A 21,993-nucleotide genomic window follows, 5' to 3' on the forward strand; every position below is an offset into this window, starting at 1 on the left:
TCGTCCACCGGCATCGCCCCCGGGCCCCGCGAGGCTCGGGGGCTTGTCATGGGTCAGGAATAAAGCGGCCTTTAACTCCTGTTAGGCTGATTATTCGTCCCATGATTTGATGAACGGAGGACCTCCGGCGTATGAGCGTGCTCGCCCGGGAGTCCAGAGGCCGTACCAGCCCTCTCGCGTGGCTCCTCGTGCTGGGGATCGTGCTCGCCGCGCTCAACCTGCGCACCGCCGTCACCAGCGTGGGGCCGCTGCTCGACCAGCTCGCCGGCGCGCTCGGCATGACGAGCGTCGGCACCGGCGTGCTCACGACGCTGCCCGTGCTGGCCTTCGCCAGCGTCGGCGCGATCACCCCCACGCTCGCCAGGCGCGTGGGCGAGCACCGGTTGCTGCTGCTCGCCCTCGTCACGCTCGGCGTGGGCATGCTCATCAGGTCAATGGTGGGCTCCGCCGAGATATTCCTGCTGAGCAGCGCGGTCGCGCTGTCCGGCGGAGCCGTCGGCAACGTGCTCATCCCGACGCTGATCAAGCGGCACTTCCCGGCCCGCACCGGGATCATGACCACCGTCTACACCACGGCCCTGGCCGCCGGCACCATGCTCGCCGCCGCCGCGACCGTGCCGATCGAACGCGCGTCAGGCGACTGGCACATCGCGCTCGGCGTGTGGGCGGCCCTGGCCGCCGTGGCCGCTGTTCCATGGCTCGCGCTGCTGCGCAGCGAACCGGAGCGGGACGCGGGCGCCGGGGACGCGGGCATCCGCCGGATGGTCAGGAGCCGGCTGGCGTGGACGGTGGCGATCTATTTCGGCACCCAGGCGATGATCGCGTACATCATGTTCGGCTGGCTTCCCACCATCCTCGTCGACGGCGGCTACACCACGTCGCAGGCCGGGCTGATCCTGGGGGTGTTCACCGCGCTGAACATCCCGGTCTCCATCGCCACGCCCATGGTCGCCTCCCGCTTCCGCGACCAGCGACCCGTCGTGGTGGGGCTCGTGGCGTTCTACGCGGCGGGGTTCCTCGGGTTGTGGTTCGGGCCCGCGTCCATGGCGCCGGCCTGGATCGTGCTGGTGGCCGTGGGCATGGGCTCGTTCCCGCTGGCGCTGATGATGCTGGCGCTGCGCACCCGCACGCCGGAGGCCACGGCCGGGTTGTCGGCCTTCGGGCAGAGCGCCGGCTACCTCATCTCGGGTGCGGGACCGCTGCTGGTCGGCGTGCTGCGCGAGGCCACCGGCGGGTGGGCGCTGCCGTACACGATGATCTTCCTGGTTCTCGTGGCGCAGCTCTGCACCGGCCTGTACGCGGGCCGCGACCGCTACCTGGAGGACGAGCGGCCGCCCGCCACGGCTGGGAAGATCGGCGGATGAGATCCACTGTCGTCACCTTCCCGTCCGGCCGGGTCAGCGGCCGTTCGACGATCGAGGGGGCCGTGCCGGTGGGGGACCGGCACGGCCTGGTCGTCGTCGAGACGCCCTTCCACCCCCTCGACCACGCCTGGCCCGACCAGCCCGCCGACCGGGGCACGCTCGCGGGCCTGCCGGTTCTCGACTGCGTGACAGGGGCCCAGTCGAGCACCGGTGAGGTGTTCGCCGGCGAGGACATCCCGGTGCGGCGCGGCGCCGAGGGGTGGGAGTGGCTGGTCCTGCACCTCACCGAGTCGCCGTTGCCCGTGGGGGCCGAGGTGGAGCTGGAGGTGGACGCCGGCTTCCGTGCGGGGCTCTCGGCCGGCCACACCGCCTGCCACCTGGCCGCGCTCGCCCTCAACGCGGTGCTGGCCGACCGCTGGCGTAAGGAGCCGGCGCTCGACGGCCTCGGGCGGCCCGACTTCGACCAGGCGGCGATCGCCTCGTCGCGGATCGTGCCCCGCGGCAGCGTGGACGTCTACCGTCTGGGCAAGTCGTTGCGGAAGAAGGGTTTCTCCGCGGAAGGGCTGGACCTGGCGCAGCTCACCTGGCGCGTGAACGAGCAGCTCGCCGCCTGGGTGGAGGCCGGGGCGCCGGTCGCCGTCGACGTGCCGGGGCCGGAGCTGACGGCCCGGCGCACGTGGCGGTGCTCGCTGCCTGAGGGCGAGGCGTCCATCCCGTGCGGCGGCACGCACGTGAGCACCACGGCGGAGCTGGGGCGGGTCGAGGTCGCGTTCACGCTGGAAGAGGCGGCCCTGACCATGCGCACCACCTGCGCCTAGCCAGGCCCACACCGATGCGTCGTCAGCATATGCTGACACGCGGGCGCTTGTCAGCATATGCTGACGCCATGGACGTCACCGAAGTGGCCGGAAGGGCCGCCGGCCGCGACCCCGAAGTGGGGCTGGCGGCGGTGGCCGCTCTCAGGGCCCTGCTGGAGGAACTGGAGGCGGCGCACGTCTCCAGCGCCCGCGCCCAAGGTTGGTCCTGGGAGCGGATCGCCGACGCGCTGGGAGTGCGGCGGCAGACCGTCCACCGCAAGCACGCCCGCAGGACGAGGAGGTAAGACGTGTTCGCCAGGTTCACCGAAGACGCGCGCAGGGCCGTGGTGCGGGCGGGGATCCTCGCGCTCGACGCCGGGCGGCCCACGCTCGGCGCCGACCAGCTGCTGCTGGGACTGGCCGAGGTACGCCCGTTCGCGCTCGCGTCGTTCACCGCCCGCGCCGCCGACGTGCGCGAGCGCGTCGGCGCGGGCGACCCGCGGGCGCTGCTGGCCACGATCGGCATCGACCTCGACGCGGTGCACCGCCGCACCAGGGCGGGCACGGACGAACCCGGCCTGTGGAGCCTGCGCCGCTCGCGGGTCCGCCCGCTGCGCGTCACCCTGTACGGGCCGCTCGGGCAGCTCCCGCTGGCCATGCACGCCAGGAAGGTCATCGAGGTGGCGGCGTGGCGGCCGGGGCCGGTCACGGGGGAGCGGCTGCTGTGGGGCCTGCTCGCCGACCCCGCCAACGGCGCCGCCGCGATCCTCGCGGGCGCGGGCGTGGACCTGCCGGCGCTCGTACGGGAGGCGGGCATCCCCACCCGCCGCGCCGCCTGACCGGTCAGCCGGCCTCGCTCCCAGCCGGCTCCAGATGAGCGATCTTGTCCGGGTTGGCGATGAGGTAGATCGTGCTGATCCTCCCCTCCGAGACCTCCAGCGAGATGACCGACACCACCCGCCCGGCCGCCGAGAGCACGATCGCCGGGGCGTTGTTCAGCACCGCGGAGCCGAACGAGATCCCCTCCGACCGCGCCACGCCTACCGAGGCCAGGAAGCGGGCGAAGTTCACGGGGCGGCTGATCGACAGCAGGAAGCGGCCGACGTTCTCCGCCCCCGTGATGGTCCGCAGCGCGGCCCTGGCCTTGCCGCCGCCGTCGGTGACCATCGTGATCTCGTCGGCGAACATCGCGATCAGCGTGTCCAGGTCTCCCTCCGCCGCGGCGCTGACGAACCGCTGCGTCATCCGCCTGCGCTGCTCACGGTCCACGTCGAACCGCGGCCGCTTCTCGCGTACGTGCTCGCGCGCCCGCCGGGCGAGCTGCCTGGTGGCCGGCTCGCTGCGTGCGATGATCTCCGCGATCTCGGCGAACGGCAGGTCGAACGCCTCCCGCAACACGAACACGGCCCGCTCGAGCGGCGACAGCGTCTCCAGAACCACGAGCAGCGCCATCTCCACGGATTCGGCCAGCTCGGCGTGCTCGGCGGCGTCCGGGGCGGTGCTGATCGGCTCGGGCAGCCACGGCCCGACGTACGACTCGCGCCGCGACTTCGCCCACCGCAGCCGGTCGACGGCCAGCCGCGACGTCACCCTGACCAGATAGGCCTTGGCGTCGTCGACGCCCGCCTCGTCCACCCTTGACCAGCGCAGCCACGCCTCCTGGACGACGTCCTCGGCGTCGGCGACGCTGCCGAGGATCCGGTACGCGACCCCGGCCAGCAGGCTTCTGTGCTCCTCAAACGTCGACATGACGTCTAAGACGTATCACGAGTGCCCCGGTGTGACACGAGGGCTCCGGATCTCCTATACACTTGGTGATCGCAAGGGGCTATGGCGCAGTTGGTAGCGCGCCTCCATGGCATGGAGGAGGTCTGGGGTTCGAATCCCCATAGCTCCACAACATCGTTCAGCTCCGGCCTTCGTCTGATGACGGGGGCCGGTTCCGTTTCCGGACGAGGCCTGCCGCCGTTCGCGAGGCCCGGGACGGCCGGCGAAGCCTCCGGGCCCCGCCGTCAGGGCCGCCGGGGTTGCCCGCGGGCCTCGTCGCCAGGGGGCCTGTCCGCGGTCCCCGCACCATCGGAGATATCCTTTCTGACCCAGAGGGCAGGGAGTCTCATCAGTGGTGGTCATCGCTCCGGAGCGGTCGTTCGACGAAGCCGAGGTTTTCGCACTCTACGACTCGGTCGGCTGGGGGCCGTGGACACGTGACATCGCCAAAGTCTGCCGGAGCCTGGCGAACTCGCACCTGGTCATCACCGCCAGGGACGAGGAGGGGCGGCTTCTCGGGCTGGCGCGGACGGTGTCGGACGACGAGATGATCTGCTACGTCCAGGAGTTGCTGGTCGACAAGGAGTTTCACGGCCGGGGCATCGGGCGGCGGCTGCTGGAGCACCTGAAGGAACGTTACGCGCACTGCCGCTACTTCATGCTGACCACCGATCACGAGTCCACGCCGGAAGGGGTGGCCAACCACGCCTTCTACCGGCGCCTCGGCCTCATCGAGCACCACGAGCAGAAGTTGTCGGCGTTCGGGCTGAGAGTCGGAGAAGGCTGACTTTCCGCCGGTTGCGTAATGTTGGCGATATGACGATCTTCGGCCCTGCCATCGACGTACGCCCGCTGTTCCCGCGCGAGCGGCGGGCCCTGCTGGACCTCCTCGGCGGGCTCGCGCCGGAGGACTGGTCGAGGCCGACGGTATGCCCCGGATGGGACGTCCACGACGTCGTCGCCCACGTGCTGAACGACTACATGCGGCGGCTGTCGGGCAGCCGCGACGGCTACGGCCGTGCCGTCTTCGCCGACGACGAGACGCTGCCCGCCTACCTGGCCCGCGTCAACGGCCAGTTCGCCGAGGCGCTGCGCCAGATCAGCCCGCAGGTGATGATCGACCTGCTCGGCCGGCTCGGCGGCCAGCTCGACGACCTGTGGGCGGCCCGCGACCTGGGCGGGCCCGCCGACCTGGACGTGTCCTGGGCCGCCACGGACGTCGGCAGCCCGGCGTGGCTCGACATCGGGCGCGAGTACACCGAGTTCTGGGTGCACCAGCAGCAGGTGCGCGACGCCGTCTCCGCTCCCGGGGCCGACGAGCCCGCCCTGATGGGGCCGGTGCTGGACGTCTTCGCCCGGGCCCTGCCGTACACACTCCGCTCGGAGGAGCGCCCGGAGGGGACCACGGTCGTGCTGGAGGTGACCGGGCCCGCCGGCGGCCGGTGGTCCGCCACCAGAGGCGCGGGCCGGTGGAGGATGTCCCAGGCCGGTGCGGAGCCCGCCGCCCGCGTCTCGATGGACCAGGACACCTTCTGGCGCCTGGCCACCAGGGGCGTCACCCCCGATCAGGCCCGCGAGCGCGCCGACATGACGGGTGACCCGGCGCTCGCCGCGTCGGTCGCCACGCTGCTGGCCATCGTCGCCTGAGCGCTTCCCCGGTCAAAGTGCGCACCGGCTGAGCACTTCAGACCGCACGTCATGCGAGCCGACCGACTTGTCGCCGCCCTGCTCCTCATGCAGGCCCGCGGCGTCAGGCCGGTGTACGAGCGCCGCGCCGGCGAGCGCACGCAGCGGCTGGCCGATCCCTGAGGGCTCGTGGACAAGGACGGCATCTGGTACGTGGCGGCCGGGACCGAGCGGGGGTCAGCGTACGTTCCGGGGGGGACCGGATCGTCTCCGCCACCGTGACGGACCTGCCCTTAGAACGGCCGGAGGGCTTCGAGCTGGCGCGGGCGTGGGAGCGGGTCGTCGCGGAGATGGAGCAGCGGCGCTCGCAGACGTCGGCGACGGTGCTGGTCGCCGAGAGGTTCGCGCCCATCCTGCGTGACCACTAGGGGCGCCACTGCGAGGGCGAGGAGAGCTCGCCGGGAGGGCGGGCCCGGCGCCGGTCAGGGCCGAGCCGGCCAGGATCGGCGCGGATCTCGTCGAGCGCTACGGCGAACGACCTCGCCCGAGTGCGCGCATGAGTGAGGCGAGCCAGGCGTTCGGGCCGGAGGCGTCGACCCCGGCCCGGGCGCGGGGGAGCGGGATACGATTCAGTAGTGCCGGTGGTGATGTCTCCGCGACCCCAGCGTCTTGCCTATGTGGAAGCCGCCCGGCAGGTGCACGGACACGTGGCGGCGGCCGTCGGGGCCGGTCGTGACCCGGAAACGCCGGTTGCCGAAACTGTGGCCGACGCCGTGCCGCGACAGGTTGATCCGGAACGGCCCCACCTTGATCGACTTTCTGTAGTGCCAGCCCAATGCCCCTCCTCCTGCTTCGTACGCTCATCCGGAAGAACGACCGGGCCGCGCGCGGGGTTCCTCCCGCCGGGCCGTGACCATCGTAAGGATCCGCGCTCATGATCGTGATCGCCCACCTGAGCGACATCCACATCGGCGCCACCCCCGACGCCGTCGCGCGCGCCGACAGGGTGATGCGCTACCTGGACGCGCTGCCGTACGACCTCGACGCGGTGCTGGTGACCGGCGACATCGCCGATCACGGGCTGGCCGAGGAGTACGAGCAGGCCGGGAAGGTGCTCACCTCGCGTCACCCCGTACTGGCCGGGCCCGGCAATCACGACGTGCGGGGGGAGTTCCGCCGGGTCCTGCTCGGTGAGCGGCACCCAATGGTCCGCGCCGGCGACGGATCCCGGCCTGGGCCCGTCAACCAGGTGCTCCGCACGGGCCGCGCGATCTACGCCATGTGCGACTCGTCCATCCCCGGCGAGAACGCCGGGCGGCTGGAGGACGAGACGATCGCCTGGCTCGAAGGAGTGCTGGACGGCGCCGACCGCCCGGTGTTCGTGGCCTTCCACCATCCGCCGGTGACGCTGCAGAGCCCGCCGCTGGACGGGATCAGGCTGCACCGGCCGGAGCGGCTGGAGGAGGTGCTCACCGGCCGTGCGGACGTGCCGGCCGTGCTGGTCGGCCATGCGCACATGCCGGCCGCCACCACGTTCGCCGGACGCCCGCTGCTGGTCGCTCCCGGGGTCGTGTCCACGGTGCGGCTTCCGTGGGAGGGCGGCACGACGTTCGACACCTGCATCGACTACGACCTGCCGCCGGCGCTCGCGTTCCACGTGCTCGACGGCGAGGGCCGGATGACCACCCACTACCGCCTCGTCCCCTAGCCGCACCGCGCGGGTCACGTCAGGGGTGGGTGACGCGCTGAGGCTCTGTGTCCCGCGTCACCGGTTGCAGGTCGACACATGCCAGTACGGGTCCCAGACCACGTTGGTGCTCCTGCCGCCCGCGTACCTTGCGATGATCTCTCTTTGCTGGTTGCGGAGGTTCACGGTCAGCGATCCGTGATTATGTGTGTCCCATTCTCCTTTGAAGTTTTGCAGCGTGAAACGTCCGCACCCGCTGAATCGCCAGATGTGGTAGCGCCCCGGGGTTCCTTCCTGGATGGTGCAGAACGCATCGCCGCACTGTTCACGGGAATGGACGAAAAGCCGCGCCGCTTGAGCGCCTGCCTCGGTTCTGGGGGTCCAGAAGTAGGTGACGTGGGCATTTGAGTAGTTGATGGTGACGTATGCGGTCGGGACGGCGAGGGCGCGCTGCGCCGACGTGGTGGACAGTGCCGCAGGGTGTACATGGCGGTTCGCGTGACCTGACCGTAATCCGGCGAGCCCTTGACGAGACCCTTTGTTAACGTTCACAGTCGGGGCCATACCGAAAAGGAGCGCGGCTTCCGGCCGCCGCTCGTGATGTGTCGAGCAGGAGAAGGTGGCCGGCAGGAAGGTAGGAGGCGCTGGCGTCCACCTCAGTATGTTAGCGCTCACATAGGAAGGGACCCCCCACGTGTTAAAGAGGATCTCGGCGCTGGTGCTCGCCGGGCTCACCGCGATGTCGGTGGCGGCGTGCGGCAGTGGCGGCAGCGGCAGTGCCGGCACGGACGGCGCGGACGGCTCGGGTGGCGCGGACAGCTCGATCACCATGGGCTTCTCCCAGGTGGGAGCGGAGAGCGGATGGCGCACCGCGAACACCAAGTCCGTCCAGGAGTCCGCCAAGGAGGCGGGCATCACGCTCAAGTTCTCCGACGCCCAGCAGAAGCAGGAGAACCAGATCAAGGCCATCCGCTCCTTCGTCCAGCAGAGGGTGGATGTCATCGCCTTCTCGCCGGTGGTGGAGTCGGGCTGGGACACGGTGCTCAAGGAAGCCCAGAACGCGAAGATCCCGGTCATCCTGACCGACCGCGCCGTGGACTCCAAGGACACGACCCTGTACAAGACCTTCCTCGGCTCGGACTTCATCGAGGAGGGCAAGAAGGCCGGTCAGTGGCTGGTGGAGGAGTACAAGGACGCCACCGAGACGGTGAACATCGTCGAGTTGCAGGGCACGACCGGCTCGGCGCCGGCGAACGACCGCAAGGCCGGGTTCGCCGAGGTCATCGGGGCCGACCCGAAGTTCAAGATCATCGCCTCCCAGACCGGTGACTTCACCAGGGCCAAGGGCAAGGAGGTCATGGAGGCCTTCCTGAAGTCGAACCCGGACATCGACGTGCTCTACGCGCACAACGACGACATGGGCCTCGGGGCGATCGAGGCGATCGAGGGCGCGGGCAAGACGCCCGGCCAGGACATCAAGATCATCACTGTGGACGCCGTCAAGGACGGCATGCAGGCGCTCGCCGACGGGAAGATCAACTTCATCGTCGAGTGCTCCCCGCTGCTCGGCCCGCAGCTGATGGACCTGGCCAAGAAGGTCGTCAAGGGCGAGCAGGTGCCCACCCGCGTGGTGACCGAGGAGACGACGTTCACCCAGGAGCAGGCCAAGCAGGTCCTGTCCACCCGCCAGTACTGACCGCCCGGCCGGGGCCGCCCCGGCCCCGGCCGTCACTTGCGAAGGGGAAAGGCGTATGGCCGTACCCGCGCCGGTCCTGACGATGAGCGGGATCGGCAAACAGTTTCCCGGCGTGAAAGCCCTGGACGGCGTGGACCTGCGACTGTCACCCGGAGAGGTGCACGCGCTCATGGGAGAGAACGGCGCGGGCAAGTCCACCCTGATCAAGGTGCTCACCGGCGTCTACCCCGCCGACGCGGGCACCATCGAACTGGACGGCGCCGCCGTGGCGTTCGGCAGTCCCCTGGAGGCGCGGCAGGCCGGCATCAGCACGGTCTACCAGGAGGTCAACCTCTGCACGAACCTCTCGGTCGCCGAGAACATCCTCATCGGCAGGGAGCCGCGCCGCCTGGGCCGTATCGACTGGAAGCGGATGCGGGCCAGGGCCGCCGAACTGCTGTCGCGGCTGGAGCTGAGCCTGGACGTGTCGGCGCCGCTGTCGTCGTACTCGCTGGCGATCCAGCAGATGGTGGCGATCGCGCGGGCGCTCGACGTCGACGCGAGGGTGCTGATCCTCGACGAGCCCACGTCCAGCCTGGACGCGGGCGAGGTCGAGCAGTTGTTCATGGTGATGAGGCGGCTCAAGGAGGAGGGCATCGCTATCCTCTTCGTCTCCCACTTTCTCGACCAGATCTACGAAATTTCGGATCGTATGACGATCCTCCGCAACGGCCGGCTCGTCGGCGAATACCTGACCAGCGAGCTCAGCCAGGTGCACCTCGTCGCCAAGATGATCGGCCAGGAACTGGACGCGCTCGAACGCCTGCACGGCGAGGCCAGGGTCTTCGACCGCCCGCTGGTCGAGGCGCGCGAGCTCGGCAGGGCGGGCGCCATCGAGCCGTTCTCGCTCACCATCCACGAGGGCGAGGTCGTGGGCCTGGCCGGGCTGCTCGGCTCCGGCCGTACGGAGATCGCGCGGTTGTTGTTCGGCGCGGACCACGCGGGCACGGGCGAGATCGCGGTCGGCGGATCGCCGGCGTCCTTGCGCACGCCGCGCGCGGCCATGCATCACAAGATCGCGTTCTGCTCGGAGAACCGCAAGGAGGACGGGCTCATCCCCGACCTGACCGTGCGCGAGAACATCATCCTGGCCCTCCAGGCCACCCGGGGCTGGACGAGACCGGTGCCGAGAGAGCAGCAGGACGAACTGGTCGGCAGGTACGTCAAGGCGCTGCGGATCAGCCCGCCCAACCCCGAGCACCTCGTCCGCGACCTCAGCGGCGGCAACCAGCAGAAGGTGGTGCTGGCCAGGTGGCTCATCCTGGAGCCGCGCCTGCTCATCCTCGACGAGCCCACCCGGGGCATCGACGTCGGCGCGAAGGCCGAGATCCAGCGGCTGGTGGCGGAGCTGTCCGACGGCGGCGTGGCGGTGCTGTTCATCTCGGCCGAGCTGGAGGAGGTGCTGCGGCTCAGCCACAAGGTCGAGGTGTTGCGCGATCGGCGGCTGGTGGCGGAGCTGCCCAACGGCGACGAGCTGACCACGGACCTGCTCATGGAGACGATCGCGAGCGGAGGCCGGGACTCATGAGACGGCTGCTCTGGCCGGTGGCGGTCCTCGTGCTGCTGCTGGCGCTCAATGTGCTCTTCACCCCGAGCTTCCTGTCGATCCAGGTCAGGGACGGTCACCTGTACGGCAGCCTGATCGACATCCTGCGGTTCGGGGCTCCGCTGATCCTGGTCGCGCTCGGCATGACGCTCGTCATCGCCACCGGCGGCATCGACCTGTCGGTGGGCTCCGTGGTGGCGATCTCGGGCGCGCTGGCGTGCCTGCAGATCAGCCAGGACGCCGGCGCGTTCACGGCGGTGGCGCTGGCGCTCGGGCTCTGCCTGGCACTGGGAGCGTGGAACGGGTTCCTCGTCGCGGGCATCGGCATCCAGCCGATCATCGCCACGCTCATTCTCATGGTGGCCGGGCGCGGCCTGGCCCAGCTCATCACCGGCGGGCAGATCATCACCGTCAACAGCGAGGCGTACAAGGTGATCGGCGGCGGCTACTGGCTGACCGTGCCGTTCGGCGTCCTGATCGTGCTCGCCGTGCTGGGGATCACCGCGTTCCTGACCCGGCGGCTGGCGCTGGGGATGTTGATCGAGTCGGTCGGCGGCAACGCCGAGGCGAGCCGGCTGGCCGGTATCAGGTCGCGCGGGATCATCCTCATGGTGTACGCGTTCGCCGCGCTGTGCGCCGGCGTGGCCGGCTTGATGATCAGCTCGAACGTCTCCAGCGCCGACGGCAACAACGCCGGCTTGTGGATCGAGCTGGACGCCATCCTGGCCGTCGTGATCGGCGGCACGTCGCTGGCCGGCGGCCGGTTCTCGCTGGGCGGCACCGTGCTGGGCGCGCTCATCATCCAGACCCTGACCACGACCGTCTACTCGATCGGCGTGCCGCCGGAGACGACGCTGCTGTTCAAGGCGCTGGTCGTGACGGCGGTCTGCCTCATCCAGTCGCCGTCCTTCCGCGCGAAGGTGTTCGGCGGGCGGGGCAGGACCGCCCCGCCCGGTGCCGTGGCCAAGGCGCCGGCGCCGGTGCGCGAGGGAGCGCCGCCGGACGGAGTGAGGTCATGAGCTGGTGGCGGCGCATGGCGGCCGAGCCCGCCGGACGGAGTGAGGCGATGAGCATGAGCACGATGACGCTGGGCCGGGCCGTGCCCGCGAAGTACCTGCCGGTGCTGGTGACCGGCTGCCTGTTCGCGGCCATGTTCGTGGCGGGCGGGATCCGCTACGAGGGGTTCACCAGCGGGCAGGTGGTGCTCAACGTCTTCATCGACAACGCGTTCCTGCTGGTCGTGGCGGTGGGGATGACGTTCGTGATCCTGACGGGGGGCATCGACCTGTCGGTGGGCTCGGTGGTGGCGCTGTCGACGATGATCGCGGCCAGCCTGATGGCGGGGCCGGGATGGCCGCCGTACGTGGTGATCCCGCTGGTGCTGGCGATCGGGTCGGGGCTGGGGCTGGTGATGGGCGCGATCGTGCACGCCTTCGACATCCAGCCGTTCATCGTGACGCTGGCGGGCATGTTCCTGGCCCGTGGGTTGTGCTACACGATCGGGACCGACTCGATCCCGATCGAGGACGCGACGTTCACGGCGTTCGCGCAGACCAGGATCGACCTGTTCGCCGATCTGTGGATCTCACCCAGCGTGGTCATCGCTCTGGTGGTGGTGGTCGTGGCGGCGTACGTGCTGCACTACACCCGGCTGGGCCGCTCGGTCTACGCCACCGGCGGCAGCGAGCAGTCGGCGATGCTGATGGGCCTGCCCGTGGGCCGGACGAAGATCGCGGTCTACACGATCAGCGGCTTCTGCTCGGCGCTCGGCGGGGTGTTGCTGTCGTTCTACATGCTCTCCGGCTACGGTCTGCACGCCGTGGGCATGGAGCTGGACGCGATCGCGGCGGTGGTCATCGGAGGCACGCTGCTGACCGGCGGCAGCGGTTTCCTGCTCGGCACCGTGCTCGGCGTGCTCGTGCTCGGTCTGATCCAGACGATCATCAGTTTCGAGGGCACGCTCTCCTCGTGGTGGACGAAGATCTTCATCGGCCTGCTGTTGTTCGTCTTCATCCTGTTGCAGCGGGTGTTCTCGGCCCGCTCAAGCCGTTGACCTGCGAGGAGACGTTTCGGGAAAGTTACCTGTCAGTTATGGGCGACCGTTGACAAGGGCTTTGTTAACGATAACAATCGGGCGGTGGTGAACGCGGAATTTGTTGTTATTCGTCACGTTCTGTGATGGGAATCACCGCTCTATCGGCAGCCGCCACGTCCAGCGCTGCCGCGACCCCCTTCGCAAGGAGATGACATGAGGTTGGGACGAATCGGGGGCGTGGTGTCCGCCATCGCGCTCGCCGTGACCATGACGGCCTGCGGTTCGAGCACGAAGACGATCGACGCCGAGGCATCCGCCTCCGCCGCGGCCGGCAACGCCGGCGCCCTGGTCGGCGTCACGATGCCCACCAAGTCGTCGGAGCGCTGGATCCACGACGGTGACAACGTCAAGGAGCAGCTCGAGAAGCTGGGCTACAAGGTCGACCTGCAGTACGCGGAGAACGACATCCCCACGCAGGCCAACCAGATCGAGAACCAGATCACCAAGGGCGCCAAGCTGCTGATCATCGCCTCGATCGACGGCACCGCGATCACGTCGCAGCTCCAGCAGGCCGCCGACAACAAGATCCCGGTCATCGCTTACGACCGGTTGATCCGCAACAGCCCCAACGTCGACTACTACGCCACGTTCGACAACTACAAGGTGGGCGTGCAGCAGGCGACCTCGCTGCTGAAGGGCCTCGGCGTCGAGGACGGCGAGAAGGGCCCGTTCAACGTCGAGCTGTTCGGCGGCTCGCCCGACGACAACAACGCCACGTTCTTCTGGAACGGCGCCATGTCCGTGCTCCAGCCGAAGATCGACGACGGCACGCTCGTGGTGAAGAGCGGCCAGACCGACTTCAAGACCGCCGCGATCCTGCGCTGGGACCCGGCCACCGCGCAGAAGCGCATGGAGGACATCCTCACCAAGACCTACACCGGCGGCGCCAAGGTCGACGGCGTGCTCTCGCCGTACGACGGCCTGTCCATCGGCATCCTGTCGGCGCTCAAGAGCTCCGGCTACGGCCGCAGCGGCCAGGCGTACCCGATCGTGACCGGCCAGGACGCCGAGCTCGCCTCGGTCAAGTCGATCATCGCCGACGAGCAGTACTCCACCATCTTCAAGGACACCCGCGAGCTTGCCGAGCAGACCGTGAAGATGGCCGACGCCGTGCTCAAGGGCGGCAAGCCCGAGGTGAACAACACCGAGGACTACGACAACGGCAACAAGGTCGTCCCCTCGTACCTGCTCGAACCGGTGATCGTGGACAAGAGCAACTACAAGGACGTCATCATCGGCGGCAACTACTACACCGAGGACCAGCTCAAGTAGGGCCGGCCGCCCGGGGGCCGGCGAGGTCCCCGGGCCTGCCCGCCTGCGAGCGAGGGGCGTAATGACCGAGCAAATCTTGCGGATGAGCGGGATCACCAAGACGTTCCCCGGCGTCAAGGCGCTGCAGGACGTCAATCTGTCCGTCCGGCGGGGCGAGATCCACGCCATCTGCGGTGAGAACGGCGCCGGCAAGTCGACGCTGATGAAGGTGCTGTCGGGCGTCTACCCGCACGGCGGCTACGAGGGCGAGATCACCTTCGAGGGCCGGCGGTGCGAGTTCGGGAGCATCCGCGACAGCGAGCGCGCCGGCATCGTCATCATCCACCAGGAGCTGGCGCTGAGCCCGCAACTGTCGATCGCCGAGAACATCTTCCTCGGCAACGAGCGCGCGAGGCGCGGGCTCATCGACTGGAACCGCACCAACTACGAGGCCGCCACGCTGATGAAGCGGGTCGGGCTGCGGGAGAACCCGACCACGGCGATCGCCGACATCGGCGTGGGCAAGCAGCAGCTCGTGGAGATCGCCAAGGCACTGGCGAAGGAGGTGAGACTGCTCATCCTCGACGAGCCCACCGCCGCGCTCAACGACGACGACTCCGCGCACCTGCTCGACCTGCTGCGCGGCCTGCGCGACGAGGGCATCACCTGCGTGATCATCTCGCACAAGCTCAACGAGGTGACCGCGATCGCCGACTCCGTCACGATCATCCGCGACGGCCGCACCATCGAGACCCTGGACATGGCCACCGACCAGGTCACGGAGGACCGCATCATCTCCGGCATGGTCGGCCGCGCGCTCGACAACCGGTTCCCGCCGCACGAGCCGGTGATCGGCGACGAGGTGCTGCGCATCGAGGACTGGACGGTGTACAGCCCCAACCAGCCCGACAGGAAGGTGGTCGACGGCGCTGCGCTCGCGCTGCGCCGCGGCGAGATCGTCGGCCTGGCCGGGCTGATGGGCGCCGGCCGCACGGAGCTCGCGATGAGCGTCTTCGGGCGGACGTACGGCGTGCACATCACCGGCAAGATCTTCAAGGACGGCAAGCCGGTCGAGATCCGCAACGTCCAGGACGCCATCAGGCACGGCATCGCCTACGCCACGGAGGACCGCAAGAGGTACGGGCTCAACCTCATCGAGGACGTCAAGCGCAACATCAGCGCCGCCGGGCTGCGCGGGATGTCGAAGCGCGGCTGGGTCGACGAGATGGAGGAATATCGCGTCGCCGAGGAGTTCCACAAGAGCATGAACATCAAGGCGCCCAGCGTGTCGAGCATCGTCGGCCAGCTGAGCGGCGGCAACCAGCAGAAGGTCGTGCTCTCCAAGTGGATCCTCACCGAGCCCGACGTGCTCATCCTCGACGAGCCCACCCGCGGCATCGACGTCGGCGCCAAGTACGAGATCTACACGATCATCAACCGCCTGGCCGACCAGGGCAAGGCCGTGCTCGTGATCTCCTCCGAGCTGCCTGAGCTGCTGGGCCTGTGCGACCGCATCTACACGCTCTCCGAGGGGCGCGTCACGGGTGAGGTGCCGCGCCGGGACGCCACGCAGGAACGCCTCATGCACCTCATGACCAAGGGACAGGAGCAGCTCACATGAGCAGCATCACGCCCGCCGACGTGGAGGTCGGCGCCAAGGGCGACGGAGGATCGCCACGGCAGCCGGGCCGGGTGTCGCTCGGCGGACTGTCGCTCAACCTGCGATCGAGCGGCATCTACATCGCCTTCGCGCTGATCGTCGCGCTGTTCTCGGTGCTGACCGACGGAGCCCTGCTCACGCCGCAGAACATCTCGAACATCATCGTCCAGAACTCCTACGTGCTGATCCTCGCGATCGGGATGATCCTCGTCATCATCGCCGGGCACATCGACCTGTCCGTCGGCTCGGTGGTCGCCGTCACGGGCGGGCTGGCCGCGGTGCTCATGGTCAACATGAGCGTGCCGTGGCCGCTGGCCCTGCTCATCACGCTGGTGGCCGGAGCCCTCATCGGGGCGTGGCAGGGCTACTGGATCGCCTACTTCGGCATCCCGGCGTTCATCGTGACGCTGGCCGGCATGCTGCTGTTCCGGGCGCTGACGCTGACCGTGCTCGGCAACCAGGGCATCGGCCCGTTCCCCGACCAGGTCCGCACGCTCGCCAACGGCTTCACCAGCGGCTATCTCGGCAACATCGGCCTCGGCCCGCTCGACGGCGCCGACCTGTTCAGCCTGCTGGTCGGCCTCTTCGCCGTCGCCGGCATGGTCGCCGCCCAGTGGCGCTCGCGCACCGCCCGCCAGGGGTACGGGCAGGTGGTCGACCCGATGGCGCTGTTCGTGGTGAAGATGGCGGCCGGCGCCGCGCTGATCCTCTTCCTCGTGGTGCAACTGGCCCGGTTCAACAACCTCCCGTGGGTGCTGGTCCTGCTGGCCGTGCTCGTGCTGGCGTACTCGCTGATGGCCGGCAGGACCGTGTTCGGCCGGCAGATCTACGCGATCGGCGGCAACCTCCAGGCGGCGGTCATGTCCGGCGTACGCGTCAAGTCGGTGGTCTTCTGGATCTTCGTGAACATGGGCGTGCTGTCGGCCATCGCCGGCATCATCTTCGCCGGCCGGCTCAACCAGGCGGGCCCCACGGCGGGCAACGCCTTCGAGCTGGACGCCATCGCGGCGGCGTTCATCGGGGGTGCGGCCGTCCAGGGCGGCGTCGGTAAGATCGTCGGCGCGATCACCGGCGGACTGATCATGGCTGTCATCAACAACGGCATGTCCCTGATCGGCTCGCCGAGCGAGCGGGTCATGCTCGTCAAGGGCGCCGTCCTCCTCGCCGCGGTGGCCTTCGACGTGTGGACCAAGCGCAGGGCGGGCGCCGCGCGCTAGCAGCGACCTGCCCGGCCGAGTGAAAGGAGAGACCGTGACGACCCCCAAGCGCCGTCTGCCGGTCATGGCTGACGTGGCCAAAGAGGCGGGCGTCTCGCACCAGACGGTCTCCCGGGTGCTCAACGACCACCCGAACGTCCGGGCCGACACCCGCGCCCGGGTGGAGGAGGCGATCACCCGGCTGGGCTACCGGCGCAACCTGGTCGCCCGCGCCCTGGTCACCAAGCGGTCGAGGACGCTCGGCGTGGTGAGCTTCGACACCACGCTGTACGGCCCGGCCAGCACGATCTACGGCATCGAGCAGGCGGCCAGGAGCGCCGGCTACTTCGTCAGCATCGTCAGCCTGAAGTCGATCGACGCGGCCGGCGTCCGCGACGCCATCGACTACCTCGCCGAGCAGGGTGTCGACGGCGTGGTGGTGGTCGCCCCGCAGCGCTCGGCCGCGCGTGCCCTGGAGAACCTGCCGTCCGGGATGCCGGCCGTGGCGGTCGAGGGCACGCACAGCGCGGACGTCTCCGTGGTGTGCATCGACCAGATCGAGGGCGCCAGGCTCGCCACGCGCCACCTGCTCCAGCTGGGCCACGAGACCGTGTGGCACGTCAGCGGCCCGTCCGACTGGCTGGAGACCGAGGGCCGGATGCAGGGCTGGCGCGCCGTGCTCGAGGAGGCCGGCCGGGACGTGCCCGAGCCGCTGGCCGGCGACTGGAGCCCGCGCGCCGGCTACGAGGCGGGCAAGAGCCTGGCGCGGATGGGCGGCGTCACCGCCGTCTTCGCGGCCAACGACCAGATGGCGCTCGGCGTGCTGCGCGCCCTCAGTGAGGCGGGGGTGCGCGTCCCCGACCAGATCAGCGTGGTGGGCTTCGACGACATCCCCGAGTCGGCGTTCTTCTCGCCGCCGCTCACCACGGTCAGGCAGGACTTCGACGTGGTGGGCAGGCACTGCATCGAGGTGCTGCTCAGGCAGATCGACGGGCAGGCCGGCGGGCCGATCGGCGGGTCCATCGACGGGAGGCCCGCCGCGTACGAGCGCCTGGTCGTGCGGCCCGCCTTCGTCGTCAGGTCGAGCACCGCCCCAACTCGGTAGATGATGGGGATGCCCCCGGATAACCCCTGGAGTCCAATGTGAACGCTAACACCTACGTGGTCGGAGTGGACTTCGGCACCCTCTCAGGGCGTGCCGTGGTCGTTCGCGTGCACGACGGCGCCGAGCTGGGCAGCGCCGTTCACGAGTACGCCCATCGCGTCATCGAGACGGAACTGCCCGGCTCCGGCGTACGGCTCGGCCCCGACTGGGCGCTGCAGTCGCCGCAGGACTGGATCGACGTGCTCAGGACCGCCGTGCCCGAGGCGGTCGCCGCCGCGGGCGTCGCGCCCGAGCAGGTGATCGGCATCGGCACCGACTTCACCGCCTGCACCGTGCTGCCCGCCACCGCCGACGGCACGCCGCTGTGCTTCGAGACGCCCGGCGAGCCGCACGCCTGGCCCAAGCTCTGGAAGCACCACGCCGCGCAACCCCACGCCGACCGGATCAACGACCTGGCCGCGCGCCGGGGCGAGAGCTGGCTGCCCCGCTACGGCGGCAAGATCTCCTCCGAGTGGCAGCTCGCCAAGGGCCTGCAGGTCCTCGAAGAGGCCCCCGACGTGTACGCCAGAGCCGAGCGCTGGATCGAGGCCGCCGACTGGATCATCTGGCAGCTCACCGGCGTCGAGAGCCGCAACATCTGCACCGCCGGTTACAAGGGCGTCTTCCAGGACGGCCACTACCCGTCGGAGGAGTTCCTCGCCGCGCTCAACCCCGGATTCGCCGGGTTCGCCGCCAAGCTCGCCACCGGCCAGGTTGGCGACCAGATCGGAGATGGGGCCGGCGGCGTCACGCTCGCCCCGCTCGGCGGCCTCGCCGGCCGGCTGACCGCGCGGGCCGCCGGATGGACCGGGCTGACCGAGGGCGTGGCCGTCGCCGTCGGCAACGTGGACGCCCACGTCACCGCCGCCGCCGCGGACGCCGTGCGGCCCGGCCAGATGGTGGCCATCATGGGCACCTCTACCTGCCACATCATGCCCAGCGACCAGCTCGCCGAGGTGCCCGGCATGTGCGGCGTCGTCCAGGACGGCATCGTGCCCGGCCTGTGGGGCTACGAGGCCGGGCAGTCCGCCGTCGGCGACATCTTCGCCTGGTTCGTCGACTCCTTCGGCGCGGACGGGCACGAGCAGCTCACGTCGCTGGCCGAGAAGCAGGCCGTGGGGCAGCACGGGCTGGTGGCGCTCGACTGGTTCGGCGGCAACCGCTCGGTCCTCGTGGACCACAACCTCTCCGGGGTGATCGTCGGCCAGACGCTGGCCACCAGGCCGGAGGACGTCTACCGCGCGCTCATCGAGGCCACCGCGTACGGCGCCCGCATGATCGTGGAGACGTTCGAGAAGGCCGGCGTGCCGGTCGAGGAGTTCGTCGTCGCCGGCGGCCTGCTGAAGAATCCCTTCCTCATGCAGGTCTACGCCGACGTGCTGCGCCGCCCCCTGTCGGCCATCGGCTCCGACCAGGGGCCCGCGCTCGGCTCGGCCATCCACGCCGCCGTCGCGGCCGGAGCCTACCCCTCGATCGGGGAGGCGGCCGCGGCCATGGGCAAGCGCACCGAGGCCGCGTACGTGCCCGACCAGGCCCGCGCCGACGCCTACGACCGGCTCTACGCCGAATACCGCAAGCTCCACGACTTCTTCGGAGACGGACACATGCTGCACACCCTGCGCACCATCAGGAACGAGGCCCACCCATGACCCGCGAGGGAGTGCCGTCGTCCGGAGGAGCGGCGGGAGCGCAGCGACCTGAGCGGGGGAGGGCGGCGGCGTCTGGCGACCGAGCCGCCGAACGGAGTGAGGCCATGAGCGGAGTGGGAGTGCCGTCGTCCGGAGGAGCGGCGGGAGCGCAGCGACCTGAGCGGGGGAGGGCGGCGGCGTCTGGCGACCGAGCCGCCGAACGGAGTGAGGCCATGAGCGGAGTGGGAGTGCCGTCGCCCGGAGGAGCGGCGGGAGCGCAGCGACCTGAGCGGGGGAGGGCGGCGGCGTCTGGCGACCGAGCCGGCGAACGGAGTGAGGCCATGAGCAGGACGGTGGCCGGCCTGCATGCCGAGTTGGTCCGCTACGGGCTGGTCGTCTGGACAGCCGGCAACGTCTCGGGGCGGATCCCCGGCGAGGACCTGTTCGTCATCAAGCCGTCCGGCGTCTCCTACGACGAGCTGACCGCGGAGAACATGGTCGTGTGCGACCTCGACGGCAATCTCGTCGAAGGCGCGCACTCGCCGTCCAGCGACACCGCCGCGCACGCGTACGTCTACCGCAACATGCCCGACGTGGGCGGCGTCGTGCACACCCACTCCACCTACGCCTCGGCGTGGGCCGCCCGCGGCGAGGCCATCCCCTGCGTGCTGACCGCGATGGCCGACGAGTTCGGCGGCGAGATCCCGCTGGGCCCGTTCGCCCTGATCGGCGACGACTCGATCGGCAAGGGCATCGTGGAGACGCTCAAGGGACACCGTTCGAAGGCCGTGCTCATGCAGAACCACGGGGTGTTCAGCATCGGCAAGGATCCCAAGGCCGCCGTGAAGGCGGCGGTGATGTGCGAGGACGTGGCCCGCACCGTCCACGTGGCCAGGCAGCTCGGCGAGCCGCTGCCCATTCCGCAGGACGACATCGACCGCCTCTATGACCGCTACCAGAACGTCTACGGACAGAGGAGCCCGCGTTGAACATCTGGTTTCTGACCGGCAGCCAGGGACTTTACGGCGACGACACGCTGCGCCAGGTGGCCGAGCAGTCCCGGCGGATCGCCGAGCAGCTGCCCATGCCGGTGGAGTGGAAGCCCGTGCTCACGGACGCGGCGGCGATCCGGCGCATCATGCTCGAGGCCAACGCCGACGACTCGTGCGGGGGCGTGATCGCGTGGATGCACACGTTCTCGCCGGCCAAGATGTGGATCACCGGGCTCGACGCGCTGCGCAAGCCGCTGCTGCACCTGCACACGCAGGCCAACGTGGAGCTGCCGTGGAGCTCCATCGACATGGATTTCATGAACCTGAACCAGGCCGCCCACGGCGACCGCGAGTTCGGCCACGTGCAGACCCGCCTGGGCGTCCCGCGCAAGACCGTGGCCGGGCACGTCAGCGACCCGGCCGTGGCTGGGCGCATCCTCACCTGGGTCCGCGCCGCCCGCGGCCTGGCCGAGGTGCGCACGCTGAAGCTGGCGCGCTTCGGCGACAACATGCGCGACGTGGCCGTCACCGAGGGCGACAAGGTCGAGGCGCAGCTGCGCTTCGGCGTGTCCGTCAACACCTACGGCGTCAACGACCTGGTCGAGGCCGTGGACGCCGCCGCCGACGCCGACGTGACGGCGCTGGTCAAGGAGTACGCCGAGCAGTACACCGTCGCCCCCGAGCTGCTCGGCGAGCGGCACGAGTCGCTGCGTTACGCGGCCAGGATCGAGCTGGGCCTGCGCGGCTTCCTCGAAACCGGCGGCTTCAAGGCGTTCACCACCAACTTCGAGGACCTCGGCGGCCTGCGCCAGCTGCCCGGCCTGGCCGTGCAGCGGCTGATGGCCGACGGTTACGGCTTCGGCGGCGAGGGCGACTGGAAGACGTCGGTGCTGCTGCGTACCCTCAAGGCCATGGCGCCCGGAGGCACCTCGTTCATGGAGGACTACACCTACCATCTGACGCCCGGCCAGGAGCTCATCCTGGGCGCGCACATGCTGGAGGTCTGCCCGTCCATCGCCGCCGGCACCCCGTCCTGCGAGATCCACCCGCTGAGCATCGGCGGCAGGCAGGACCCGGTCAGGCTCGTCTTCGACGCCGAGCCCGGCCCCGGCATCGTGGTCGGCCTGGCGGACATGGGTGACAGGTTCCGGCTGGTGGCCAACGAGATCGACGTCGTGGCCCCGCCCGAGCCGCTGCCCAAGCTGCCCGTGGCCCGCGCGGTGTGGCGCCCTCATCCCGACCTGCGCACGTCCACGGAGTCGTGGCTCACCGCGGGCGCGCCCCACCACACGGTGTTGTCCACGGCCGTCGGCCGGGACGAGCTGACCGATCTGGCCGACATGCTCGGCGTCGAGCTCGTGATCATCGATGCCGGGACGACCACCGAGCGGTTCGCCAAGGAGCTGCGCTGGAACCAGGCGTACTACCGCCTGGCCCAGGGCTTCTGACCGGCCGGCGGGCGGCGGCCTCCTCGGCGCCGCCGCCCGCCGGGGCGGGGCGAACCC

The 21,993-nt window shown here is 70.0% G+C and carries 22 protein-coding genes and 1 tRNA gene; 20 read left to right on the top strand and 3 right to left on the bottom strand.

The features are described from left to right. Positions 1-131 precede the first annotated feature (131 nt). From ACTWPV_RS05965 to ACTWPV_RS05980, 4 genes are all read left to right on the top strand, one after another. On the top strand, positions 132-1,364 hold the full coding sequence (locus ACTWPV_RS05965) for a CynX/NimT family MFS transporter (RefSeq protein WP_443150932.1): 1,233 nt from the start codon (positions 132-134) through the stop codon (positions 1,362-1,364). Beyond that, entirely contained in the window at positions 1,361-2,182 is an 822-nt protein-coding gene (locus ACTWPV_RS05970; protein WP_443150933.1) for a metal-dependent hydrolase, read from the top strand. Before ACTWPV_RS05965 ends, ACTWPV_RS05970 begins: the two co-directional genes overlap by 4 nt. Before the next feature lie 68 nt (positions 2,183-2,250). Next, positions 2,251-2,466, top strand: a complete 216-nt coding sequence (locus ACTWPV_RS05975; RefSeq protein WP_347650277.1) for a helix-turn-helix domain-containing protein — start codon at positions 2,251-2,253, stop codon at positions 2,464-2,466. A gap of 3 nt (positions 2,467-2,469) precedes the next feature. Continuing rightward, positions 2,470-3,000, top strand: a complete 531-nt coding sequence (locus tag ACTWPV_RS05980) for a Clp protease N-terminal domain-containing protein (protein WP_443150934.1) — start codon at positions 2,470-2,472, stop codon at positions 2,998-3,000. A gap of 4 nt (positions 3,001-3,004) precedes the next feature. Here ACTWPV_RS05980 and ACTWPV_RS05985 read toward each other — a convergent pair whose 3' ends face one another. Next, complete coding sequence (locus tag ACTWPV_RS05985; protein WP_443150935.1) at positions 3,005-3,910, bottom strand: RNA polymerase sigma-70 factor; 906 nt, start codon at positions 3,908-3,910, stop codon at positions 3,005-3,007. A gap of 75 nt (positions 3,911-3,985) precedes the next feature. On the opposite strand from ACTWPV_RS05985, the gene ACTWPV_RS05990 reads away from it, so the two are divergent. The 4 genes from ACTWPV_RS05990 (at position 3,986) to ACTWPV_RS06005 (ending at position 5,982) form a co-directional block, all read left to right on the top strand. Beyond that, a tRNA-Ala gene (locus tag ACTWPV_RS05990) sits at positions 3,986-4,058 on the top strand. A gap of 222 nt (positions 4,059-4,280) precedes the next feature. Next, on the top strand, positions 4,281-4,715 hold the full coding sequence (locus tag ACTWPV_RS05995) for a GNAT family N-acetyltransferase (protein WP_347650280.1): 435 nt from the start codon (positions 4,281-4,283) through the stop codon (positions 4,713-4,715). A 29-nt stretch (positions 4,716-4,744) separates the two neighbouring features. Continuing rightward, a complete protein-coding gene (locus ACTWPV_RS06000; protein WP_443150936.1) occupies positions 4,745-5,575 on the top strand; it encodes a maleylpyruvate isomerase family mycothiol-dependent enzyme in 831 nt (276 codons plus the stop codon). Between the two features lie 257 nt (positions 5,576-5,832). Then, positions 5,833-5,982 (top strand): hypothetical protein, encoded by a 150-nt coding sequence (locus ACTWPV_RS06005; protein WP_443150937.1) that lies wholly within the window; start codon positions 5,833-5,835, stop codon positions 5,980-5,982. 201 nt (positions 5,983-6,183) lie between these two features. Here the strand turns inward: ACTWPV_RS06005 and ACTWPV_RS06010 are convergent, their stop codons facing one another. After that, positions 6,184-6,390 (bottom strand): DUF4236 domain-containing protein, encoded by a 207-nt coding sequence (locus ACTWPV_RS06010; protein ID WP_347650283.1) that lies wholly within the window; start codon positions 6,388-6,390, stop codon positions 6,184-6,186. Between the two features lie 98 nt (positions 6,391-6,488). Between ACTWPV_RS06010 and ACTWPV_RS06015 the strand changes: the two genes are divergently transcribed. Continuing rightward, on the top strand, positions 6,489-7,262 hold the full coding sequence (locus ACTWPV_RS06015) for a metallophosphoesterase (protein WP_443150938.1): 774 nt from the start codon (positions 6,489-6,491) through the stop codon (positions 7,260-7,262). 57 nt (positions 7,263-7,319) lie between these two features. Here ACTWPV_RS06015 and ACTWPV_RS06020 read toward each other — a convergent pair whose 3' ends face one another. After that, entirely contained in the window at positions 7,320-7,793 is a 474-nt protein-coding gene (locus tag ACTWPV_RS06020) for a hypothetical protein (protein ID WP_443150939.1), read from the bottom strand. A 142-nt stretch (positions 7,794-7,935) separates the two neighbouring features. Here ACTWPV_RS06020 and ACTWPV_RS06025 point away from each other — a divergent pair, with 142 nt between their 5' ends. The 11 genes from ACTWPV_RS06025 (at position 7,936) to araA (ending at position 21,936) form a co-directional block, all read left to right on the top strand. Beyond that, a complete protein-coding gene (locus tag ACTWPV_RS06025; protein ID WP_443150940.1) occupies positions 7,936-8,937 on the top strand; it encodes an ABC transporter substrate-binding protein in 1,002 nt (333 codons plus the stop codon). A 55-nt stretch (positions 8,938-8,992) separates the two neighbouring features. Next, complete coding sequence (locus ACTWPV_RS06030) at positions 8,993-10,504, top strand: sugar ABC transporter ATP-binding protein (protein WP_443150941.1); 1,512 nt, start codon at positions 8,993-8,995, stop codon at positions 10,502-10,504. Beyond that, positions 10,501-11,541: an ABC transporter permease gene (locus ACTWPV_RS06035; protein WP_443150942.1), complete on the top strand. Its 1,041-nt coding sequence runs from the start codon at positions 10,501-10,503 to the stop codon at positions 11,539-11,541. The genes ACTWPV_RS06030 and ACTWPV_RS06035 overlap by 4 nt, the downstream gene beginning before the upstream one ends. Continuing rightward, entirely contained in the window at positions 11,538-12,575 is a 1,038-nt protein-coding gene (gene yjfF, locus ACTWPV_RS06040) for a galactofuranose ABC transporter, permease protein YjfF (protein WP_443150943.1), read from the top strand. Before ACTWPV_RS06035 ends, yjfF begins: the two co-directional genes overlap by 4 nt. A 195-nt stretch (positions 12,576-12,770) precedes the next feature. Next, positions 12,771-13,889: a multiple monosaccharide ABC transporter substrate-binding protein gene (gene chvE, locus ACTWPV_RS06045; RefSeq protein ID WP_347650289.1), complete on the top strand. Its 1,119-nt coding sequence runs from the start codon at positions 12,771-12,773 to the stop codon at positions 13,887-13,889. Between the two features lie 61 nt (positions 13,890-13,950). After that, positions 13,951-15,489: a multiple monosaccharide ABC transporter ATP-binding protein gene (gene mmsA / locus ACTWPV_RS06050; protein ID WP_443150944.1), complete on the top strand. Its 1,539-nt coding sequence runs from the start codon at positions 13,951-13,953 to the stop codon at positions 15,487-15,489. Further along, the gene (gene mmsB, locus ACTWPV_RS06055; RefSeq protein ID WP_443150945.1) at positions 15,486-16,745 is read left to right on the top strand and encodes a multiple monosaccharide ABC transporter permease; all 1,260 of its coding nucleotides are present in this window, start codon (positions 15,486-15,488) and stop codon (positions 16,743-16,745) included. Before mmsA ends, mmsB begins: the two co-directional genes overlap by 4 nt. Positions 16,746-16,779: 34 nt before the next feature. Next, positions 16,780-17,829, top strand: a complete 1,050-nt coding sequence (locus ACTWPV_RS06060) for a LacI family DNA-binding transcriptional regulator (RefSeq protein ID WP_347650292.1) — start codon at positions 16,780-16,782, stop codon at positions 17,827-17,829. Between the two features lie 56 nt (positions 17,830-17,885). Next, positions 17,886-19,517, top strand: a complete 1,632-nt coding sequence (gene araB / locus ACTWPV_RS06065) for a ribulokinase (protein WP_443151447.1) — start codon at positions 17,886-17,888, stop codon at positions 19,515-19,517. A gap of 320 nt (positions 19,518-19,837) precedes the next feature. Next, the gene (locus tag ACTWPV_RS06070) at positions 19,838-20,485 is read left to right on the top strand and encodes an L-ribulose-5-phosphate 4-epimerase (RefSeq protein ID WP_443150946.1); all 648 of its coding nucleotides are present in this window, start codon (positions 19,838-19,840) and stop codon (positions 20,483-20,485) included. Further along, entirely contained in the window at positions 20,482-21,936 is a 1,455-nt protein-coding gene (araA, locus tag ACTWPV_RS06075; RefSeq protein WP_443150947.1) for an L-arabinose isomerase, read from the top strand. Before ACTWPV_RS06070 ends, araA begins: the two co-directional genes overlap by 4 nt. Positions 21,937-21,993 lie beyond the last annotated feature (57 nt).

Source organism: Nonomuraea sp. KM88 (genome assembly GCF_052245635.1).
GTDB lineage: Bacteria > Actinomycetota > Actinomycetes > Streptosporangiales > Streptosporangiaceae > Nonomuraea.